Below are 17023 nucleotides of genomic sequence, written 5' to 3' on the forward strand. Positions count from 1 at the left end.
TTAAAAGGAAAAAGGAGCCGCCAGGCTCCTTTTTTTAACGTTGCTCTGATTTGAGCCAGGCTATTTCATCTTTCCAGATATCCGGATTGATGGTCTCCAGAATCAGCGGAATACCATCGAAGCGCGAATCCTTCATTATCCAGCTAAACACGGTTTTACCGATATTGCCTTCTCCCAGGCTGTGGTGACGGTCAACCCGGCTGCCCAGCGTACTTTTGGCATCATTCAGGTGCATGCCACGCAGATAATTAAATCCGACTATGCGATCAAACTCGGCAAAGGTTTCAGTACAGGCTGCTTCGCTGCACAGGTCATATCCGCCGGCGAAAGCATGGCAGGTATCAATACAAACACCTACGCGAGATTTATCTTCAACGTGTTCGATAATGGTCGCGAGATGCTCAAAGCGAAAGCCCAGATTACTGCCCTGTCCGGCGGTGTTTTCAATCACGGCGGTGACGTTGCGGGTCTGATCCAGTGCGATATTGATGGACTCAGCGATACGTTTTAAACAGGTCAGCTCGTCAATCTGCTGTAAATGGCTACCCGGATGAAAATTCAACAGTGTCAGGCCCAGTTGCTCTGCACGCTGCATTTCATCCACGAAGGCATCGCGGGATTTCTGCAGGGCTTCCATAACCGGATGCCCCAGATTAATCAGATAGCTGTCATGAGGCAGAATCTGATCTGATGAAAAGTGGTATTTCTCGCAGGCAGCGCGAAAGGCAGCAATGGTCTCATCCGAGAGCGGGGCGGCTTTCCACTGGCGCTGATTTTTGGTGAACAGCGCAAACGCCGTGGCTTCCAGTTCATGCGCGCGGATCACTGCCTGATCCACACCACCCGATGCGCTGACGTGCGCGCCAATATACTTCATGCCGTTCTCCTGAAGGGTTCAACTCAGTCTGAACGGCATGATACACGATGACACTGGGGCAAAACGCAGCGCGGCGGAAATTTTTACACCCGGATTAGGCAGGCAAACAGCAGCGCGACAGGATAATATCTGCTGCCCCGCAGAACAGAGCGGCGTCAGAAAGGACAGGCTGCCAGCATGGCGAGCTGGCAAGCGTCTGCAACAGAATGATGCGGGGACTAAAAAGGTTGGGCAAACCTGTCAGTGGCGGAGTTGCGCGACATCTTTTTCGCTCAGGCCGGTCATTTTGATGACGGTAGGGCGGTCAAAGCCGTTAGTTAACATGACCCGGGCAATCTTCAGCGCTTCTTCCTTTCTGCCTTTCTCAAGACCACGCTGTTCGCCCAAACGGATACCTTTCTCAATCCCTTTTTGTTCCAGCTGTTCTGCAATGGTCATCAGTGCGTCTCCGTGTTGCGGCACCCGCTGTGCCAGCTTATGGATTAAGGCGTGCGCATCCGACACCTCGCCCGCCTGCACCATGTAGTTTACCAGCGAGATAACCTGTGATGAAGAGAGATATTCATTTGTGAGAATAGCCACCAGCCTGTCAAGCATCACGGTCAGATTACGCTGATGGATGTGCTTCTGAAGTAACGTTAAGGCGGCCATACGGCGGTGGTGCAGGATCTCGTCGTCAGGGATACGCGTTACGTCAACCAAAGGGAAAGCCGCCGTGTAAAGTTTGCCCGCCTGATCCGGTAACGCAAAGCCATCCAGCCAGCAGAGAGAATAGGGATAGGGGCTACGTTTACCGGTGTAGAACAAGACGGGAATGACTAACGGCAGCGTTTGATGTCCGGCTTGCAGATGGCGATGCATGGCGGCCACCGCATAGCGCATTAACCTGAAGGCCATGTGTTTATCCGGACCAGACTGGTGTTCAATAAGGACGTGGATATAGCCTTCGCCGGACGCGGTTTTCACGCTGTACAGCACATCGCTATAGTACTGCCGCAGGTCGTCCTCGACAAAGGAACCCGATTCCAGCTTAAGCGTGGTCAGATCGCACAGGGCGCGCAACGCTTGTGGCAGGTGGATCGCCATAAAATCCCGCGCCACGTCCGGCTCGGTCAGAAACTGTCGGAACAGCGCGTCGTGAGGTGTCGGTGTTGGGGACGTTCTCTTCATCAGTTCCGGCTCGTAAAAATCACCGGTCTACAATAGAGCTACGGGAGGATCTTACCTAATAACAATGGCTTAATTTACGGCGCTTCTCGCAACGCTTGATGAGATGAACACCTTCAGCACGCGAGCAAACGGGCTAACCGGCCTGCATGCGGCCGGTTTAATAAAGACATGAACGTGCCTTACGCGATAAAACGCTGAACCAGCAGGTTAATCGTGCCGCCGCCCAGCACCAGCCAGCCAAAGACCAGTGCCCCCAACAGCACAGGTTTATAGCCCGCTGCACGCAGGGCAGTGAAACGGGTGGTCAGACCCAGTGCCGCCATTGCCATGGTCAGCAATATTCCTCCCAGCGTGTTGAACATATTCACCCATCCGGCCGGCAGCCAGTGCAGCGAGTTGAACAAGGCGACAACGACAAACATCAGGGCAAACCATGGAAACGTCACCGGCTTTGCGCTCTGCTGTTCTGCCTGCTCACGTCGCAGGGCGCCGCTCAGCAACAGTAAAAACGGCGCCAGCAGCATGACGCGCAGCATTTTCGCGATGACGGCGCTGCTTTCGGTTTCGGGCGCAATGCTGTGTCCGGCAGCAACGACCTGCGCCACCTCATGAATGGTTGAACCGGTAAAAATGCCAAACTGCGTCAGCGTGACACGGGGAAAAAAGTCATGCACCAGGGGCCACAAAACGGGATAAATAAAAATCGCCAGGGTACCAAACAGCACCACCGTAGCGACGGCAACGGCCACTTTTGACGGCGCCGCTTTGACCACCGGTTCCGTGGCCAGCACCGCCGCGGCGCCACAGATGCTGCTGCCTGCACCAATTAACCATACAGTTTCGCGGTCAAGCTTCAGCAGACGTCGGCCCAGCAGGCAGGTCACAAAGAACGTACTGCTCAGGGTCAGCACATCAATCAGCAGACCGCTTAATCCCACGTCGGTGATTTGCTGCAAGGTGATGCGAAAGCCAAACAGAATCACACCGAGCCTGAGCAGTTTTTGTTTTGCCAGCTGTACGCCCGCGTCACACTGGCCGGCAAGAGGCGAGTAAACGCTGTTACCGACGATGATGCCCAGCACAATCGCCAGAGTTAATGATCCCAGACCCAGACGAGCGATGCCTGGCACCTGGGCCACAGCGGCAGTCACGCTGGCGATCAGGCCGCATAACAACAGGCCGGGTAGCCACTGCTGAACGAAAGGATTTTTTGAGAGGGTGATGTCTGCCATGATTACGCTCCTGGTTGAGCGCTCATCATCATGCGGGGCTTGTTAAAAGTGAAATTGATTATATATTTATAATCTACCGCTATAAGTGATAAGGCAGGAACTATGCTGTTTGCACGACTGAAACGCTTAATCACGCTCATCAAACGCGATGTGCTGACGCTCGCCTTTGCCTGTCGCGATCCTCAAACACCGCTGTGGTGTAAAGGCCTGGCCGCCGGGTTGCTGGCGTACGGCATAAGTCCGATCGATTTGATTCCGGATGTTATCCCGGTTGTGGGACTAGTAGACGATGCCGTCATTATCCCTGCCGGTGTCATGCTACTGCTGAAAATGCTGCCGCGCGAGGTTCGGGCCCGCAGCGTCGCGCGTGCGCAGCAACAGCGTGCACGCGGTAAAAAAGTATTGGGTGTACTGGGTGTGATTTTTCTGCTGTGGATCGCCCTGATCGTTTACCTTGTCGCGCGCTAAGTGATTCCGGAGTTTTCATGCATATTACCCTGCGACAAATTGAAGTGTTTACCGAGGTGCTTAAAAGCGGCTCTACCACCCAGGCTTCTCAGGTGCTGGCGCTCTCCCAGTCTGCTGTCAGTGCCGCCCTGGCTGATCTGGAAAACCAGTTAGGTGTGCAGCTTTTCGATCGGGTAGGAAAGCGGCTAGTGCTCAACGAACATGGCCGGTTACTTTATCCCCGTGCCGTTGGCCTGCTCGAACAGGCCACAGAAATCGAACAGTTATTTAAAGAAGATAACGGGGCTATTCGTATTTATGCCAGCAGCACCATCGGGAATTATCTGCTGCCGGGGATGATTGCCGGTTACCGCCGTGATTTCCCCACGTTGCCTTTAGAGCTGAGCGTGGGAAACAGTCAGGACGTGATCACAGCCGTTTCCGATTTTCGCGTCGATGTGGGATTAATTGAGGGGCCGTGCCATATGACAGAACTGGTCAGCGAGCCCTGGCTGGAAGATGAACTGGTGGTCTTTGCCGCACCGGACGCCGCCATTTTGCAGCAGCCCGTCACGCTGACCTCGCTGGCTGAGGCCACCTGGATTCTCCGCGAGCGCGGCTCAGGTACGCGCGAGATTGTCGATTATCTGCTGTTGTCCCATTTGCCGACATTTCAGTTGGGCATGGAGCTGGGCAACTCCGAAGCGATAAAGCATGCCGTGCGGCACGGGATGGGCATCAGTTGCTTATCACGTCGGGTGATTGCCGAGCAGTTGAGCGCCGGGACGCTGATTGAGCTGAAAACGCCTTTGCCGAATCTGACGCGCACGCTTTATCGCATCCACCATCGACAAAAACACATCTCAAAGGCCCTGTCGCGGTTTTTATCGTACTGCCGGGAAACGTAAACGCCCGATGAATGGTGGTTTAATCAGCGGTTCAACCCCTTGAATTTCAGGGAAACAGGCGGCGCCGCTAATAATTTCGCGCCAATCATGAAGGTAACTAATAACAGCGTAGCATTCGCTATACAGCGTGGCCTTTGCTGCTACAATCGCGCCTTATTTTTACCCAGCGTAATGTTTACACATGCATAATGACACAAATACAACACAACAACCTGCGTTACGACGCGATCTAAAAGCACGCCATCTCACCATGATCGCCATTGGCGGATCAATCGGTACAGGTCTGTTTGTGGCATCCGGTGCCACCATCTCTCAAGCTGGCCCCGGCGGGGCATTACTCTCATATGCCTTAATTGGCTTAATGGTCTATTTCCTGATGACCAGCCTCGGCGAACTGGCCGCCTTTATGCCGGTTTCCGGCTCCTTCGCCACCTACGGTGCCAAATATGTGGAAGAGGGCTTTGGTTTCGCCCTGGGCTGGAATTACTGGTACAACTGGGCGGTCACCATTGCTGTCGACCTGGTGGCATCGCAACTGGTTATGAATTACTGGTTCCCCGACACGCCGGGCTGGATCTGGAGCGCACTGTTCCTGAGCCTGATGTTCCTGATCAATTACATTTCAGTCAAAGGCTTTGGCGAGACCGAATACTGGTTCTCCTTGATCAAAGTCGCCACCGTCGTGATCTTTATCGTGGTGGGCGTGTTGATGATTGTGGGTATTATGCGTGGCGCGGAAAATGCAGGCTGGCATAACTGGCAGGTAGGCGATGCGCCGTTTGCCGGAGGTTTCGCGGCGATGATCGGTGTTGCGATGATTGTCGGCTTTTCTTTCCAGGGGACTGAACTCATTGGCATAGCGGCGGGTGAATCTGAAGATCCGGCGAAAAACATTCCGCGCGCCGTGCGTCAGGTGTTCTGGCGCATCCTGCTGTTTTATGTGCTGGCCATTCTGATTATCAGTCTGATTCTGCCCTATACCGATCCGCAACTGTTGCACAATGATATTAAAGATATCAGCGTGAGTCCGTTTACCCTGGTGTTCCAGAATGCCGGCCTGCTGTCTGCGGCGGCGGTCATGAACGCGGTGATTTTAACGGCGGTACTGTCGGCCGGTAACTCCGGGATGTATGCCTCAACGCGCATGTTGTATAACCTGGCGTGTGAAGGTAAAGCGCCGCGCATTTTTGCCCGGCTGTCAAAAGGCGGCGTACCGCGTAATGCGTTATGGGCCACCACCGTCGTCGCGGGTTTGTGCTTTTTAACCTCAAAATTTGGTTATCAGGAAGTCTATCTCTGGCTGCTGAATACCTCCGGTATGACAGGCTTTATCGCCTGGTTAGGGATTGCCATCAGTCACTATCGTTTCCGTCGCGGTTATGTGGCTCAGGGGCGCGATCTGAGCGACTTGCCTTACCGCTCAGGCTTCTTCCCACTGGGGCCCATTTTTGCCTTTGTACTCTGTCTGATTATTACGCTCGGTCAGAATTACCAGGCCTTCCTGCAGGACACCATTGACTGGTACAGCGTTGCAGCGACGTATATTGGCCTGCCCTTGTTCCTGCTGATCTGGCTGGGTTACAGGCTGGTGCGGGGCGGACGCATTGTGAAATACAGTGAGATGGAATTTCCCCGCTCATAACGGTTAAAAGCGCACGGTAAACGCCGTGCGCTTTTACGTTACGTCATCACTATTAACATTCCATGAATTGATAATTATTATCACCTGCACTATTGTGGCTGCGTTTTTAATTTTGGAGCCATTACTGGATTGGACCATGACAACGGAATCCTCGTTGATTGGTGCTGAAGCAGGCCATCAGCCCATACTGAAAAATTATCATCAGGTTTTGCGCCGCCGCCTGTTCTGGATAGGGGCGTTGCTGGTGGCGATCCTTGCGTCACTGGTTCTGGACTTTACGCTCGGCCCGGCCGGACTTTCGCTATCGACGTTGTGGCACACGCTGCTCTCACCCGAGAGCGTTGATGCAGGCACGCGCGTCATTGTCTGGGATATCCGCCTGCCTTATGCGCTCATGGCCATCGTGGTCGGCCTTGCACTGGGCCTTGCTGGCGCAGAAATGCAAACCATCCTTAATAACCCGCTTGCCAGTCCGTTTACGCTGGGCGTTTCCTCGGCGGCGGCATTCGGCGCCGCACTGGCCATTATTTTAGGTGTAGGGATTCCGGGGATCTCCGGTCAGTGGTTTATCTCAGCCAATGCGTTTATCTTTGCTCTGCTGGCCGCCTTAATGCTGGACGGCATTACGCGCTGGACACAGGTCTCATCATCTGGCGTGGTGTTATTTGGTATTGCCCTGGTGTTTACCTTTAATGCGCTGGTGTCGATGATGCAGTTTATCGCCAGTGAAGATACGTTACAGGGGCTGGTGTTCTGGACCATGGGCAGCCTGGCGCGTGCGTCCTGGGAAAAACTGGGCGTACTGAGCGCGGCTTTTGTGCTGTTGGTGCCGTTTTCCCTGCTCAGTAGCTGGAAACTGACCGCACTGCGCCTGGGGGAAGACCGGGCAGTGAGCTTTGGTATCGATGTGCGCCGTCTGCGCCTGGCGACTTTGCTGCGTATTAGTGTGCTATCCGCCTTAGCGGTTGCCTTTGTCGGCCCGATTGGTTTTATTGGCCTGGTCGCACCGCACATCGCCCGTATGATGTTTGGCGAAGATCATCGCTTCTATCTACCTGCCAGTGCGCTGACCGGTGCCCTTGTGCTGTCGCTGGCCTCAGTGGCTTCCAAAAACCTGATTCCCGGAGCCATCATCCCGGTCGGGATTGTGACCTCGCTCATTGGGGTGCCATTTTTCCTGAGTATCATTTTGCGTCACCGAGGGCATGTGTAATGGAACAGGGATTACGCCTGCGCGGCTTCACCACCGGTTATCCTAAACGTCAGGTCATTGATAACCTTCACGTCGAGCCGTTACCGCGTGGCGAAATCACGGTCCTGCTGGGACCGAACGGCTGCGGTAAATCCACCTTACTGCGTGCGCTGGCCGGGCTGAATAAAGGGCAGGGCGAACTGTGGTTAAACGGCGAAGATCTGATGACTCAGCCCTTTGCCCGCCGGGCCAGACAGGTTGTGTACCTGCCGCAATCGTTGCCCGCGGGGGTGCATCTGCATGTGCTGGAGTCCATTATCGTCGCGCAGCGTGCGTCATCGGGCCTGCACAGTCCCGCCAGTGAAGCCGATGTCATGAGACTGCTGGATCAACTGGGCATTGCCCATCTGGCGATGCGGTATCTGGATCAGCTCTCGGGTGGACAAAAGCAGCTTGTTGGCCTGGCCCAGTCGTTGATTCGCCGGCCTGCGCTGTTACTGCTGGATGAACCGCTGAGTGCGCTGGATTTAAACTACCAGTTCCACGTTATGGATTTAGTGCGGCGTGAGACGGCGCTACGCAATATGGTGACGGTGGTCGTGGTCCACGATATCAATATCGCTTTACGTCACGCGCAGCATGCGCTGATGCTCAAAGCGGGACGGTTAATCGCAGAAGGCGCACCGGATAGCGTGATCACGCCCACTACGCTGGCGCAGGTTTATGGCGTGCAGGGCCGCATTGAGCACTGTTCCCGCGGAATGCCGCAGGTCATGATTGACGGATTAGTCCGGGAAGGGCTGATGTAAAAAAACGGGGATGGCGCACGCCATCCCCGGTTGTGTTATCCCACCAACAAGTGCTGCGCATGAAAGCGCAGATGATCTTCCACGAAGCTGGCGATAAAGAAGTAACTGTGATCGTAGCCTGGCTGAATACGCAGAGTTAACGGGAAATCCATCTCCTGCGCCACTGCCTCTAATCGCTCCGGCTGAAGCTGATCCGCCAAAAACTGATCGCTGTCGCCCTGATCGATCAATAACGGCAGGCGATGCTGAACCTCGCGCATCAGCTGACAGCTGTCGTATGCCCACCAGGCCTGGCGATCCTCTCCCAGATAAGCGGTGAACGCCTTTTGTCCCCAGGGCACATCGGCGGGATTCACAATCGGCGCAAAGGCGGAGGCGGAGGCAAAGCGGTTTGCCAGGCGTAACGCCAGCATCAGCGCGCCGTGTCCGCCCATAGAGTGCCCCATGATCGACTGACGTTCACTGACCTTAAAGTTATCGGCAATCAGCGCAGGCAGCTCCTCACTAAGGTAGTCGAACATCCGATAGTGGCTCGCCCAGGGCTGCTGCGTCGCATTGAGATAAAAGCCCGCGCCCTGGCCCAGATCATAGCCCTCGTCATTGGCCACCGCCTCACCGCGCGGGCTGGTATCGGGCATGATCAGCACCAGCCCCAGTTCAGCGGCGACGCGCTGCGCACCCGCTTTGGTGGTAAAGTTTTCATCATTGCAGGTCAGGCCTGCCAGAAACCACACCACCGGTGGGGGCGAATCCCCGCGCGGACGGGGCAAATAGATGCTGAACGTCATCGGGCAGTTCAGCACCTGAGAGGGATGACGCCAGCGCTGCTGCCAGCCGCCAAAAATACGGTGTTCTTCCAGTAACTCAAGAGAAGATGTCATAGCGCCCCCGATTACTTATTGAAGTGAACGACGGAGCGGATCGACTTCCCTTCGTGCATCAAATCAAAGGCGTCATTTATCTCTTCCAGCGGCATGGTATGCGTAATGAAGTCGTTCAACGCAAATTTACCATCGAGGTAATCCTGCACAATCCCAGGCAGCTGCGAGCGACCTTTTACGCCACCAAACGCAGAGCCACGCCAGACGCGCCCTGTGACTAACTGGAACGGACGCGTAGAGATTTCCTGGCCTGCACCGGCGACGCCAATGATCACCGACTCGCCCCAGCCTTTATGGCAGCACTCCAGGGCAGAACGCATCACGTTGACGTTACCGATACATTCAAAGGAGAAATCCACGCCGCCGTCGGTGAGTTCAACAATCACGTCCTGGATAGGTTTATCGTAATCCTTAGGGTTGATCAGATCGGTCGCACCAAGTTTACGGGCCAGGTCGAATTTGCTGGTATTGATATCAATACCAATGATGCGGCCGGCCTTCGCCATTTTCGCGCCGATAATCGCTGACAAACCAATGCCGCCCAGACCAAAGATGGCAACGGTATCGCCTTCTTTAACTTTAGCGGTGTTCATCACTGCGCCCATACCGGTGGTTACGCCGCAGCCCAGCAGGCACACTTCTTCCAGTGGCGCTTCTTTACTGATTTTCGCCAGAGAGATTTCCGGGACGACGGTGTATTCGGAGAAGGTTGACGTGCCCATATAGTGAAAAATGGGTTTACCGTCTTTAAAGAAGCGCGTCGTGCCGTCAGGCATCAGGCCTTTACCTTGTGTGGTGCGGATGGCCTGGCACAGATTGGTTTTGCCTGACAGACAGAACTTACATTTACCACATTCCGGCGTGTAAAGCGGGATAACATGATCGCCCACTTCCACGCTGGTGACGCCTTCGCCGACCGCTTCAACGATACCGCCGCCTTCGTGACCCAGAATCGCCGGGAACACGCCTTCCGGATCGCTACCTGACAGCGTATAAGCATCCGTATGACAAACGCCAGTGGCAACGATACGGACCAGCACTTCCCCTTTTTGCGGCGGCATTAAATCCACTTCTTCAATTTTCAGTGGTTCGCCAGCGGCCCAGGCGACAGCGGCACGGGTTTTGATCATGTTCATGCAATCCCTCTTCCAGTCAGATTGTGACGCGTTATGGCGTCTGGATGGTCGTGATTCATTAAAAATAGCGCGGAAATCTTATTCCGCCGCCTGTAAAGGATGCATCAGCTCATCGTTGAGCGGACGATCGTGAAACTGTTCGATAATAAGGTACTTGAGTGCCTCAACATTGGGCGTAAAGGCGTCCCGTCGCCACATCAGCCAGGTCGCAGTATCACGATACTTCGCCGGCAGGCTGTGTACCTGAACCCGTGCGCGCTCTGGCATCTGTTTCAGGACCGACGCCGGAATCATCGCCACGCCTGCACCGCCTGCGACACAGGCCAGCATGGCATGATAAGACTGAATCTCCATGACGCTGTCTGGCGCGGCCTGGCTGTCGCGATACCAGGCTTCCAGTTTCACCCGGTAAGAGCAGCTGTTGCGGAACGCAAACAACGTATCTTCCTGAGTATCGCGTGCGCTCGTCACCGGGATGTGGTCAAGGTCAGTGATGAGCACCATCTCTTCACGGAACGCAATACAGCCATTCAGATCGTCATGCTGAACCGGCCCGTCGACCAACGCCGCGGCCAGTGTTCCTTCGCGAACCCGATCGATAATTTCACCGGAGGTGCCAGTGATCAGCGATAAGGCGACCGCCGGAAAACGCTGATGATAGGCAGCCAGCAGGCCAGGCAGGCGCGTTGCCGCCGTACTTTCCATCGAGCCCAGCGCAAAATTCCCGCCAGGCTTACCGGTGCGCGCCATACTTAAGGCTTCATCGCTCAGGGCCAGAATGCGCTGCGCATAGTTAAGAAAGTTATGGCCCATCGGGGATAAGCGAATACGCTGTTTTTCCCGAATGAACAGATCGGCACCCAGTTCCTCTTCCAACTGGCGCAGGCGCGTGGTGAGGTTAGAAGGCACCCGATGCAGTTGTTCCGCAGCACGGGCAAGAGAACCGCTCTCTGCCACGGAACAGAACATACGTAGCTGGACTAAATCCATGTGTTCTCTTCCTGTAAACAAGTTGGTTAATATTATTCACTTTTCGTGATTCTAAGCATCGTTCATGCTGTACGCAAGTTTCAATTTAAAAAAACTGAGGTACCCAATGGCATTTCGCGTCGCGATAAGTGCGTTTTTGACCTTGTTTGTCGTCATGGGCATCGGCCGTTTTGCGTTTACGCCCCAGGTGCCTTTACTGATTCAGGCTGATCAGTTAACCCTGACCAGTGCCAGTGTGGTCGCAGCATTAAACTATCTGGGTTACCTGTGCGGTTCCTTTGACGCGATGCGCGCGCAGCAGCGTGTGGAGTGGCGCCTGCATCTGGGGGTTTGGGGCGCGGTGGTGTTAACCGCGTTGTCAGCCTGTGCCGGGGGCCCCTGGCTGCACGGGATCATTCGCTTTGTGATTGGCTGGGCCAGCGGCTGGGCCATGGTGCTGGTGGCCGCGTGGAGCAATGAGCAACTGCATCATCACGGTCGTCCTGGTCTGTCGGCGGCGGTCTTTGCCGGTCCCGGCGCTGGCATTTTCATCAGCGGCCTGCTGGCGGTCATCTTACACAGTTTACAGGTCTCTGTGACGCTGGCGTGGGGCATTTACGCTGTGCTGGCCGCCGTGCTGGTGGCGGCCACCTGCCGCAACCTGCCGCGTACGGGGGCGCTGCACCGGGCAGGGCAGGTACCAGCGCCGCTGACGCTGACGCCCAACCTGCGGCGGCTGGTCCTGAGCTACAGCCTGGCGGGGTTTGGCTATATTTTGCCTGCCACCTTTTTGTCGCAAATGGCGGCAGCCCGTTTTCCGGGCAGTGCGCTGGCGCAGCTGGTCTGGCCGGTATTTGGCGGGGCGGCGATGCTGGGCATCGTCATCGGTATTGTGACGCGTCGAATGGGGCAGGCGCATGCCCGCCTGGCCATCACGCTCTGGGCCCAGGCGCTGGGCGTGCTGGCGGCCGCCTTGTTGCCGGGGTTCGGTGGTTTGTTACTTGGTGCGCTGCTGGTGGGCGGAGGCTTTTTGAGTGTCGTGCAGTTGTCGCTGCTTTGCGCGCGTGAACTGGCTCCGCAGCATACGCGCTATATGGCGGGCTTACTGACCACCGGCTATGCGATTGGGCAACTGGCTGGCCCCTTACTTTCCTCGCTTTCAACCCTGTTTCTGCACCACCTTGAGCCTGCGTTATGGGTAGCAGGCGCCAGCCTGGTTTGGGCGTGCCTGTTAGTGTGGCGGCGGGCCGCGTGAAAAGCTTTCATCTCCAATCAGATTGATTGCTGGATTCCCTGCACAGAAAGTTTCACAATACGCGCTCAGTAATATGACCCGCAGGTAACAGACTGCGGGCGCAACACCTGCCGGAGAAGAGTAAGATGAGTACCTTAAGTCAGGAAGCTGCACTGGTTCACGAAGCGCTGCTGGCGCGTGGGCTGGAAACGCCGCTGCGTGCACCTACGCGTGAAATGGACGATGAAACGCGCAAAAGCCTGATTGCAGGCCATATGACGGAAATCATGCAGTTGCTGAATCTGGATCTTGAAGATGACAGCCTGATGGAAACCCCGCACCGCATCGCTAAAATGTATGTCGATGAGGTCTTTTCCGGTCTCGATTACGCCAATTTCCCCAAAATCACCCTTATCGAAAACAAGATGAAGGTGGACGAGATGGTCACGGTACGCGACATTACGCTGACCAGCACCTGTGAACATCACTTTGTGATTATCGATGGTAAAGCCACCGTCGCCTATATTCCCAAAGACAAAGTGATTGGTTTATCCAAAATTAACCGCATCGTGCAGTTTTTTGCCCAGCGACCTCAGGTGCAGGAGCGTCTGACCCAGCAGGTGCTGCTGGCGCTGCAAACATTGTTAGGCACCAATAACGTTGCTGTTTCCATTGATGCCGTCCACTACTGTGTAAAAGCACGCGGTGTAAAGGATGCCACCAGTGCCACCACGACCACTTCCCTGGGCGGTCTGTTTAAATCCAGCCAGAATACCCGTCAGGAATTTCTGCGCGCGGTGCGTCACAGTTAATATCGACAGGTGGGCGCAGATGCGCCTGCCGGGTCCGTCAGGAGCCGCTATGCAACGCTACCTTGCGCTGGATTTTATTCGCGGCTGTGCCATTCTCGGCATCCTGTTGCTGAATATTATTGGTTTTGGCTTACCTTCTGCGGCCTATCTCAATCCTGCCTGGCAGGGCAGCGTCACCTTGTCTGATGCGTGGACATGGGCGCTGTCCGATATCTTCGCGCAGCTTAAATTTCTGACGCTCTTTGCGCTGCTGTTTGGCGCGGGGTTGCAACTGCAGCTGCCGCGCGGAAGTCGCTGGCTGTCCGCCCGTCTGTCATTACTGGTGCTGCTGGGGTTTCTTCACAGCATTTTTATCTGGGAAGGCGATATCCTGCTGGATTACGGCATTATCGGCCTGATCGTCTGGCGGATGCTGCGCGATGCGCCGTCCACGCGTGGGCTAATCAATACCGGGATTTTACTTTATCTGGTGGGCTGTGCGCTGTTGCTGATCTTTGCCCTGATTAGCAGCGCCGAGCCGTCACGCTCGTGGTTGCCCGGCGCCGCAGACATTCAGTATGAACAGTTCTGGAAGGTCAACGGCGGGCTGGCGGCGGTACGCATCCGCCTGGATAACCTCTCCTCCGGTTTAATGGCGCTGGTGGCGCAGTATGGCTGGCAACTGGCCGGACTGATGCTGCTGGGCGCTGCCTTGTTACGTAGCGGCTGGCTGAAAGGAACGTTTCCCGTGTCCCATTACCGGCGCGTTGCGCGGATGTTACTGCCGATTGGGCTGGGGATAGCGACGGCAGGCGTAGCTGCGCAATGGTTTGTGGACTGGGATGCACGCTGGAGTGCGTTCTATTTACAACTGCCGCGTGATCTTGCCAGCCCGTTAATCAGTATCGGCTATGCCGCACTGTGCTTTGGATTTTGGCCAGCCATTCAGCGCTGGCGGATGAGTTATGCTATTCAGTGTGTGGGCCGCATGGCGCTCAGTAACTATCTGCTGCAGTCCCTGATCGGCACTACGCTGTTCTACCGCTTCGGGCTTTTTATGCACTTTACGCGCTGGCAACTGGTCATGATGGTGCCAGGCATATGGTGTATTAACCTGCTGTTTTCCGTGCTGTGGCTACGCTATTTCCCGCAGGGGCCGGTGGAATGGATCTGGCGTCGTCTGACACGCTTTCTTGCCACGCCGTACCCCACGTCATCCTCAGAAAGATAATGACGGTCATCACAAAGGTTGCAGAATTGTATGTAACCGTTTTCATTGGTGTGACGCAATTCACGCTGTCCCGTGCACTTCCCTGACAGAATAACGCCGGTGCCATAACCGGCGTAATGCCTTTTCTCTGGAAGTGCTGCATGATAACCATTCGAGATGTTGCGCGTCAGGCGGGCGTGTCCGTAGCGACTGTCTCGCGCGTACTAAATAACAGCAGCGCGGTCACCGCTGAAACACGTGACGTCGTGTTACAGGCGGTTGACGCTCTGGGCTATCGCCCAAATGCCAATGCTCAGGCGCTGGCAACCCAGGTGAGCGATACGATCGGCGTCGTCGTCATGGATGTCTCCGATCCCTTTTTTGGCGCGCTGGTTAAAGCGGTGGATACCGTGGCACAGCGCGTCCAGAAACATGTACTGATCAGCAACTCCTGGCATCAGGAAGAAAAAGAGCGTCACGCTATCGAAGTGTTGATACGGCAACGGTGCAATGCGCTGGTGGTCCATGCGAAAACGCTTTCAGACGCAGAGCTGGCGGGCTTTATGAGTCAGGTGCCAGGTATGGTGGTTATCAACCGCAGCATACCGGGTTATGAGGCCCGTTGCGTCAGTCTGGATAATGTGACCGGGGCCTTAATGGCCTCACGCATGCTGCTGCAACAGGGGCATTCCCGCATCGGCTATCTCTGTTCAAGTCATCCCATTGAAGATGTGGATCAACGGCGTGAAGGCTGGTTACAGGCGCTGGCAGAGCAGGGAATCCGTCCACAGGAAAGCTGGATAGCCAGCGCAGAGCCGGATATGCAAGGGGGCGAAGCCGCAATGGTGGAACTGCTGGGACGCAATCTGAATCTCAGCGCCATTTTCGCCTATAACGATGGTATGGCGGCCGGTGCCCTTACCGCTCTGAAAGACAATGGCATTCAGGTACCGCACCATTTTTCTGTCGTCGGCTTCGATGATATTCCGGTTTCGCGGTACACCGATCCTCAACTTACCACAGTCCGTTATCCTATTGTTTCTATGGCAAAACTTGCCACTGAACTGGCCCTGCAGGGCGCGGCAGGCTGTCTTGACACTACGGCGAAACATATCTTTATGCCCACCCTCGTTCGCCGCCATTCCGTCGCGCAAAAGCAAAGTGTGGAGTCCGTCACTAATTCAGGCGATTCCACGATGTAACCGTTTTCAATCTGTGATTGTATTCACAGTTAATTAACATTGCTATCACTATGATGGCAACGTCTTACAGTACTGAAACATTATGTAACGCCACTCTCCCGTTGAGTGCACCGACAGCATCGTTGGTTCAGGCTTATAACACACGCTTTACGGACGCATTGACCTACATGGAAGTCGAGTTTGGCACGGCACAGCAGTGGCTCAGTCTGATTTAGAGCGCATCTTGCCTCGCCGGATAATTCTTACCCGATGTTCTTCCGCGGCTTGACGCAGCAGAACATAAAAAGACCCTACAGAAAAACCGGAGATACCATGAATAAGAAGGTTTTCACGCTCACAGCACTGGTTGCCAGCATGATGTTTGGTGCAGTAGCCCACGCCGCTGATACCCGTATCGGCGTGACTATTTATAAGTACGACGACAACTTTATGTCGATGGTACGTAAAGACATCGAGAAAGAAGCCAAAACGCTGGGCGGCATCCAACTGCTGATGAATGACTCGCAGAACGATCAGTCAAAACAAAACGATCAAATTGACGTGCTGATGGCAAAAGGCGTGAAAGCGTTAGCCATCAACCTGGTCGACCCGGCTGCAGCGGCCGTCGTGGTACAGAAAGCCCGTGCGAACGATATCCCGGTTGTGTTCTTCAACAAAGAACCTAACGCCAAAGTGCTGGCCAGCTACGATAAAGCCTACTATGTCGGTACCGATTCGAAAGAGTCTGGCGTGATTCAGGGCAAACTGATTGAGAAACACTGGAAAGCGACCCCGGCCTGGGATCTGAACAAAGACGGTGTGATCCAGTATGTGCTGCTGAAAGGCGAACCAGGCCATCCTGATGCCGAAGCGCGTACTAAATATGTTATCGATACGCTGAACAAAGATGGCGTGAAAACCCAGCAGTTAGCGATGGATACGGCGATGTGGGATACCGCACAGGCTAAAGACAAAATGGACGCCTGGCTGTCAGGCCCTAACGCCAAGAAAATCGAAGTGGTAATCGCGAACAACGATGCGATGGCGATGGGGGCTGTTGAAGCGCTGAAGGCACACAACATGTCTTCTATCCCGGTATTTGGTGTGGATGCCTTACCTGAGGCGCTGGCGCTGGTTAAATCTGGCGCGATGGCCGGTACGGTGCTGAACGATGCGGAAAACCAGGCGAAAGCCACCATCGATATGGCGAAGAACCTTGCCGATGGTAAACCGGCCACCGAAGGCACCAACTTCAAGATGGTCGATAAGATCGTACGCGTACCCTACGTACCGGTTGATCAGGAAAACCTGTCTCAGTTCCAGAAATAATTATGTGCAAACGGG

The 17023-nt window shown here is 55.0% G+C and carries 16 protein-coding genes; 10 read left to right on the top strand and 6 right to left on the bottom strand.

What is annotated here, in order from left to right:
- Positions 1-34: 34 nt before the first annotated feature.
- The 3 genes from nfo to C1N59_RS07035 all read right to left on the bottom strand — a co-directional run bounded on the left by nfo (position 35) and on the right by C1N59_RS07035 (position 3279).
- Entirely contained in the window at positions 35-877 is an 843-nt protein-coding gene (gene nfo, locus C1N59_RS07025) for a deoxyribonuclease IV (protein ID WP_033740573.1), read from the bottom strand.
- A gap of 240 nt (positions 878-1117) precedes the next feature.
- On the bottom strand, positions 1118-2047 hold the full coding sequence (locus C1N59_RS07030; protein ID WP_394550465.1) for an Rpn family recombination-promoting nuclease/putative transposase: 930 nt from the start codon (positions 2045-2047) through the stop codon (positions 1118-1120).
- 179 nt (positions 2048-2226) lie between these two features.
- Positions 2227-3279 (bottom strand): YeiH family protein, encoded by a 1053-nt coding sequence (locus C1N59_RS07035; RefSeq protein ID WP_394550466.1) that lies wholly within the window; start codon positions 3277-3279, stop codon positions 2227-2229.
- Positions 3280-3381: 102 nt separating this feature from the next.
- Between C1N59_RS07035 and C1N59_RS07040 the strand changes: the two genes are divergently transcribed.
- From C1N59_RS07040 to C1N59_RS07060, 5 genes are all read left to right on the top strand, one after another.
- A complete protein-coding gene (locus C1N59_RS07040) occupies positions 3382-3747 on the top strand; it encodes a YkvA family protein (protein WP_006119946.1) in 366 nt (121 codons plus the stop codon).
- Positions 3748-3764: 17 nt separating this feature from the next.
- Positions 3765-4634: a DNA-binding transcriptional regulator YeiE gene (yieE, locus tag C1N59_RS07045; protein ID WP_033740566.1), complete on the top strand. Its 870-nt coding sequence runs from the start codon at positions 3765-3767 to the stop codon at positions 4632-4634.
- A gap of 181 nt (positions 4635-4815) precedes the next feature.
- Positions 4816-6276 (top strand): amino acid permease, encoded by a 1461-nt coding sequence (locus C1N59_RS07050; protein ID WP_394550467.1) that lies wholly within the window; start codon positions 4816-4818, stop codon positions 6274-6276.
- 136 nt (positions 6277-6412) lie between these two features.
- The gene (locus C1N59_RS07055) at positions 6413-7489 is read left to right on the top strand and encodes a FecCD family ABC transporter permease (RefSeq protein ID WP_054633448.1); all 1077 of its coding nucleotides are present in this window, start codon (positions 6413-6415) and stop codon (positions 7487-7489) included.
- Positions 7489-8277: an ABC transporter ATP-binding protein gene (locus tag C1N59_RS07060; protein WP_006119940.1), complete on the top strand. Its 789-nt coding sequence runs from the start codon at positions 7489-7491 to the stop codon at positions 8275-8277. Before C1N59_RS07055 ends, C1N59_RS07060 begins: the two co-directional genes overlap by 1 nt.
- A 35-nt stretch (positions 8278-8312) precedes the next feature.
- Here C1N59_RS07060 and fghA read toward each other — a convergent pair whose 3' ends face one another.
- The 3 genes from fghA to C1N59_RS07075 all read right to left on the bottom strand — a co-directional run bounded on the left by fghA (position 8313) and on the right by C1N59_RS07075 (position 11284).
- Positions 8313-9158, bottom strand: coding sequence for an S-formylglutathione hydrolase (fghA, locus tag C1N59_RS07065; RefSeq protein WP_394550468.1), 846 nt, complete (start codon positions 9156-9158; stop codon positions 8313-8315).
- Positions 9159-9169: 11 nt separating this feature from the next.
- A complete protein-coding gene (locus C1N59_RS07070) occupies positions 9170-10294 on the bottom strand; it encodes an S-(hydroxymethyl)glutathione dehydrogenase/class III alcohol dehydrogenase (RefSeq protein ID WP_033740561.1) in 1125 nt (374 codons plus the stop codon).
- Positions 10295-10372: 78 nt separating this feature from the next.
- Positions 10373-11284, bottom strand: a complete 912-nt coding sequence (locus C1N59_RS07075; RefSeq protein ID WP_039338161.1) for a putrescine utilization regulator PtrR — start codon at positions 11282-11284, stop codon at positions 10373-10375.
- 106 nt (positions 11285-11390) lie between these two features.
- Between C1N59_RS07075 and C1N59_RS07080 the strand changes: the two genes are divergently transcribed.
- The 5 genes from C1N59_RS07080 (at position 11391) to mglB (ending at position 17008) form a co-directional block, all read left to right on the top strand.
- Positions 11391-12518: a YbfB/YjiJ family MFS transporter gene (locus C1N59_RS07080; protein ID WP_394550469.1), complete on the top strand. Its 1128-nt coding sequence runs from the start codon at positions 11391-11393 to the stop codon at positions 12516-12518.
- 125 nt (positions 12519-12643) lie between these two features.
- Positions 12644-13309, top strand: coding sequence for a GTP cyclohydrolase I FolE (folE, locus tag C1N59_RS07085; protein WP_006119934.1), 666 nt, complete (start codon positions 12644-12646; stop codon positions 13307-13309).
- A 49-nt stretch (positions 13310-13358) separates the two neighbouring features.
- Positions 13359-14519: a DUF418 domain-containing protein YeiB gene (gene yeiB / locus C1N59_RS07090; RefSeq protein WP_394550470.1), complete on the top strand. Its 1161-nt coding sequence runs from the start codon at positions 13359-13361 to the stop codon at positions 14517-14519.
- Between the two features lie 140 nt (positions 14520-14659).
- Positions 14660-15700: an HTH-type transcriptional regulator GalS gene (galS, locus tag C1N59_RS07095; RefSeq protein ID WP_054633452.1), complete on the top strand. Its 1041-nt coding sequence runs from the start codon at positions 14660-14662 to the stop codon at positions 15698-15700.
- Between the two features lie 312 nt (positions 15701-16012).
- On the top strand, positions 16013-17008 hold the full coding sequence (gene mglB, locus C1N59_RS07100; protein ID WP_033740552.1) for a galactose/glucose ABC transporter substrate-binding protein MglB: 996 nt from the start codon (positions 16013-16015) through the stop codon (positions 17006-17008).
- Positions 17009-17023: the final 15 nt, after the last annotated feature.

This window comes from Pantoea sp. SGAir0183 (assembly GCF_043545505.1).

Excerpts from the sequence above, each read along its gene's own strand:
- folE (WP_006119934.1), top strand. The coding sequence starts at position 12,644 with ATGAGTACCTTAAGTCAGGAAGCTGCACTGGTTCACGAAGCGCTGCTG.
- C1N59_RS07050 (WP_394550467.1), top strand. The coding sequence starts at position 4,816 with ATGCATAATGACACAAATACAACACAACAACCTGCGTTACGACGCGAT.
- C1N59_RS07080 (WP_394550469.1), top strand. The coding sequence starts at position 11,391 with ATGGCATTTCGCGTCGCGATAAGTGCGTTTTTGACCTTGTTTGTCGTC.
- yieE (WP_033740566.1), top strand. The coding sequence starts at position 3,765 with ATGCATATTACCCTGCGACAAATTGAAGTGTTTACCGAGGTGCTTAAA.
- yeiB (WP_394550470.1), top strand. The coding sequence starts at position 13,359 with ATGCAACGCTACCTTGCGCTGGATTTTATTCGCGGCTGTGCCATTCTC.
- C1N59_RS07055 (WP_054633448.1), top strand. The coding sequence starts at position 6,413 with ATGACAACGGAATCCTCGTTGATTGGTGCTGAAGCAGGCCATCAGCCC.
- C1N59_RS07030 (WP_394550465.1), bottom strand. The coding sequence starts at position 2,047 with ATGAAGAGAACGTCCCCAACACCGACACCTCACGACGCGCTGTTCCGA.
- C1N59_RS07040 (WP_006119946.1), top strand. The coding sequence starts at position 3,382 with ATGCTGTTTGCACGACTGAAACGCTTAATCACGCTCATCAAACGCGAT.
- galS (WP_054633452.1), top strand. The coding sequence starts at position 14,660 with ATGATAACCATTCGAGATGTTGCGCGTCAGGCGGGCGTGTCCGTAGCG.
- C1N59_RS07060 (WP_006119940.1), top strand. The coding sequence starts at position 7,489 with ATGGAACAGGGATTACGCCTGCGCGGCTTCACCACCGGTTATCCTAAA.
- mglB (WP_033740552.1), top strand. The coding sequence starts at position 16,013 with ATGAATAAGAAGGTTTTCACGCTCACAGCACTGGTTGCCAGCATGATG.
- C1N59_RS07035 (WP_394550466.1), bottom strand. The coding sequence starts at position 3,279 with ATGGCAGACATCACCCTCTCAAAAAATCCTTTCGTTCAGCAGTGGCTA.
- C1N59_RS07075 (WP_039338161.1), bottom strand. The coding sequence starts at position 11,284 with ATGGATTTAGTCCAGCTACGTATGTTCTGTTCCGTGGCAGAGAGCGGT.
- nfo (WP_033740573.1), bottom strand. The coding sequence starts at position 877 with ATGAAGTATATTGGCGCGCACGTCAGCGCATCGGGTGGTGTGGATCAG.
- C1N59_RS07070 (WP_033740561.1), bottom strand. The coding sequence starts at position 10,294 with ATGAACATGATCAAAACCCGTGCCGCTGTCGCCTGGGCCGCTGGCGAA.
- fghA (WP_394550468.1), bottom strand. The coding sequence starts at position 9,158 with ATGACATCTTCTCTTGAGTTACTGGAAGAACACCGTATTTTTGGCGGC.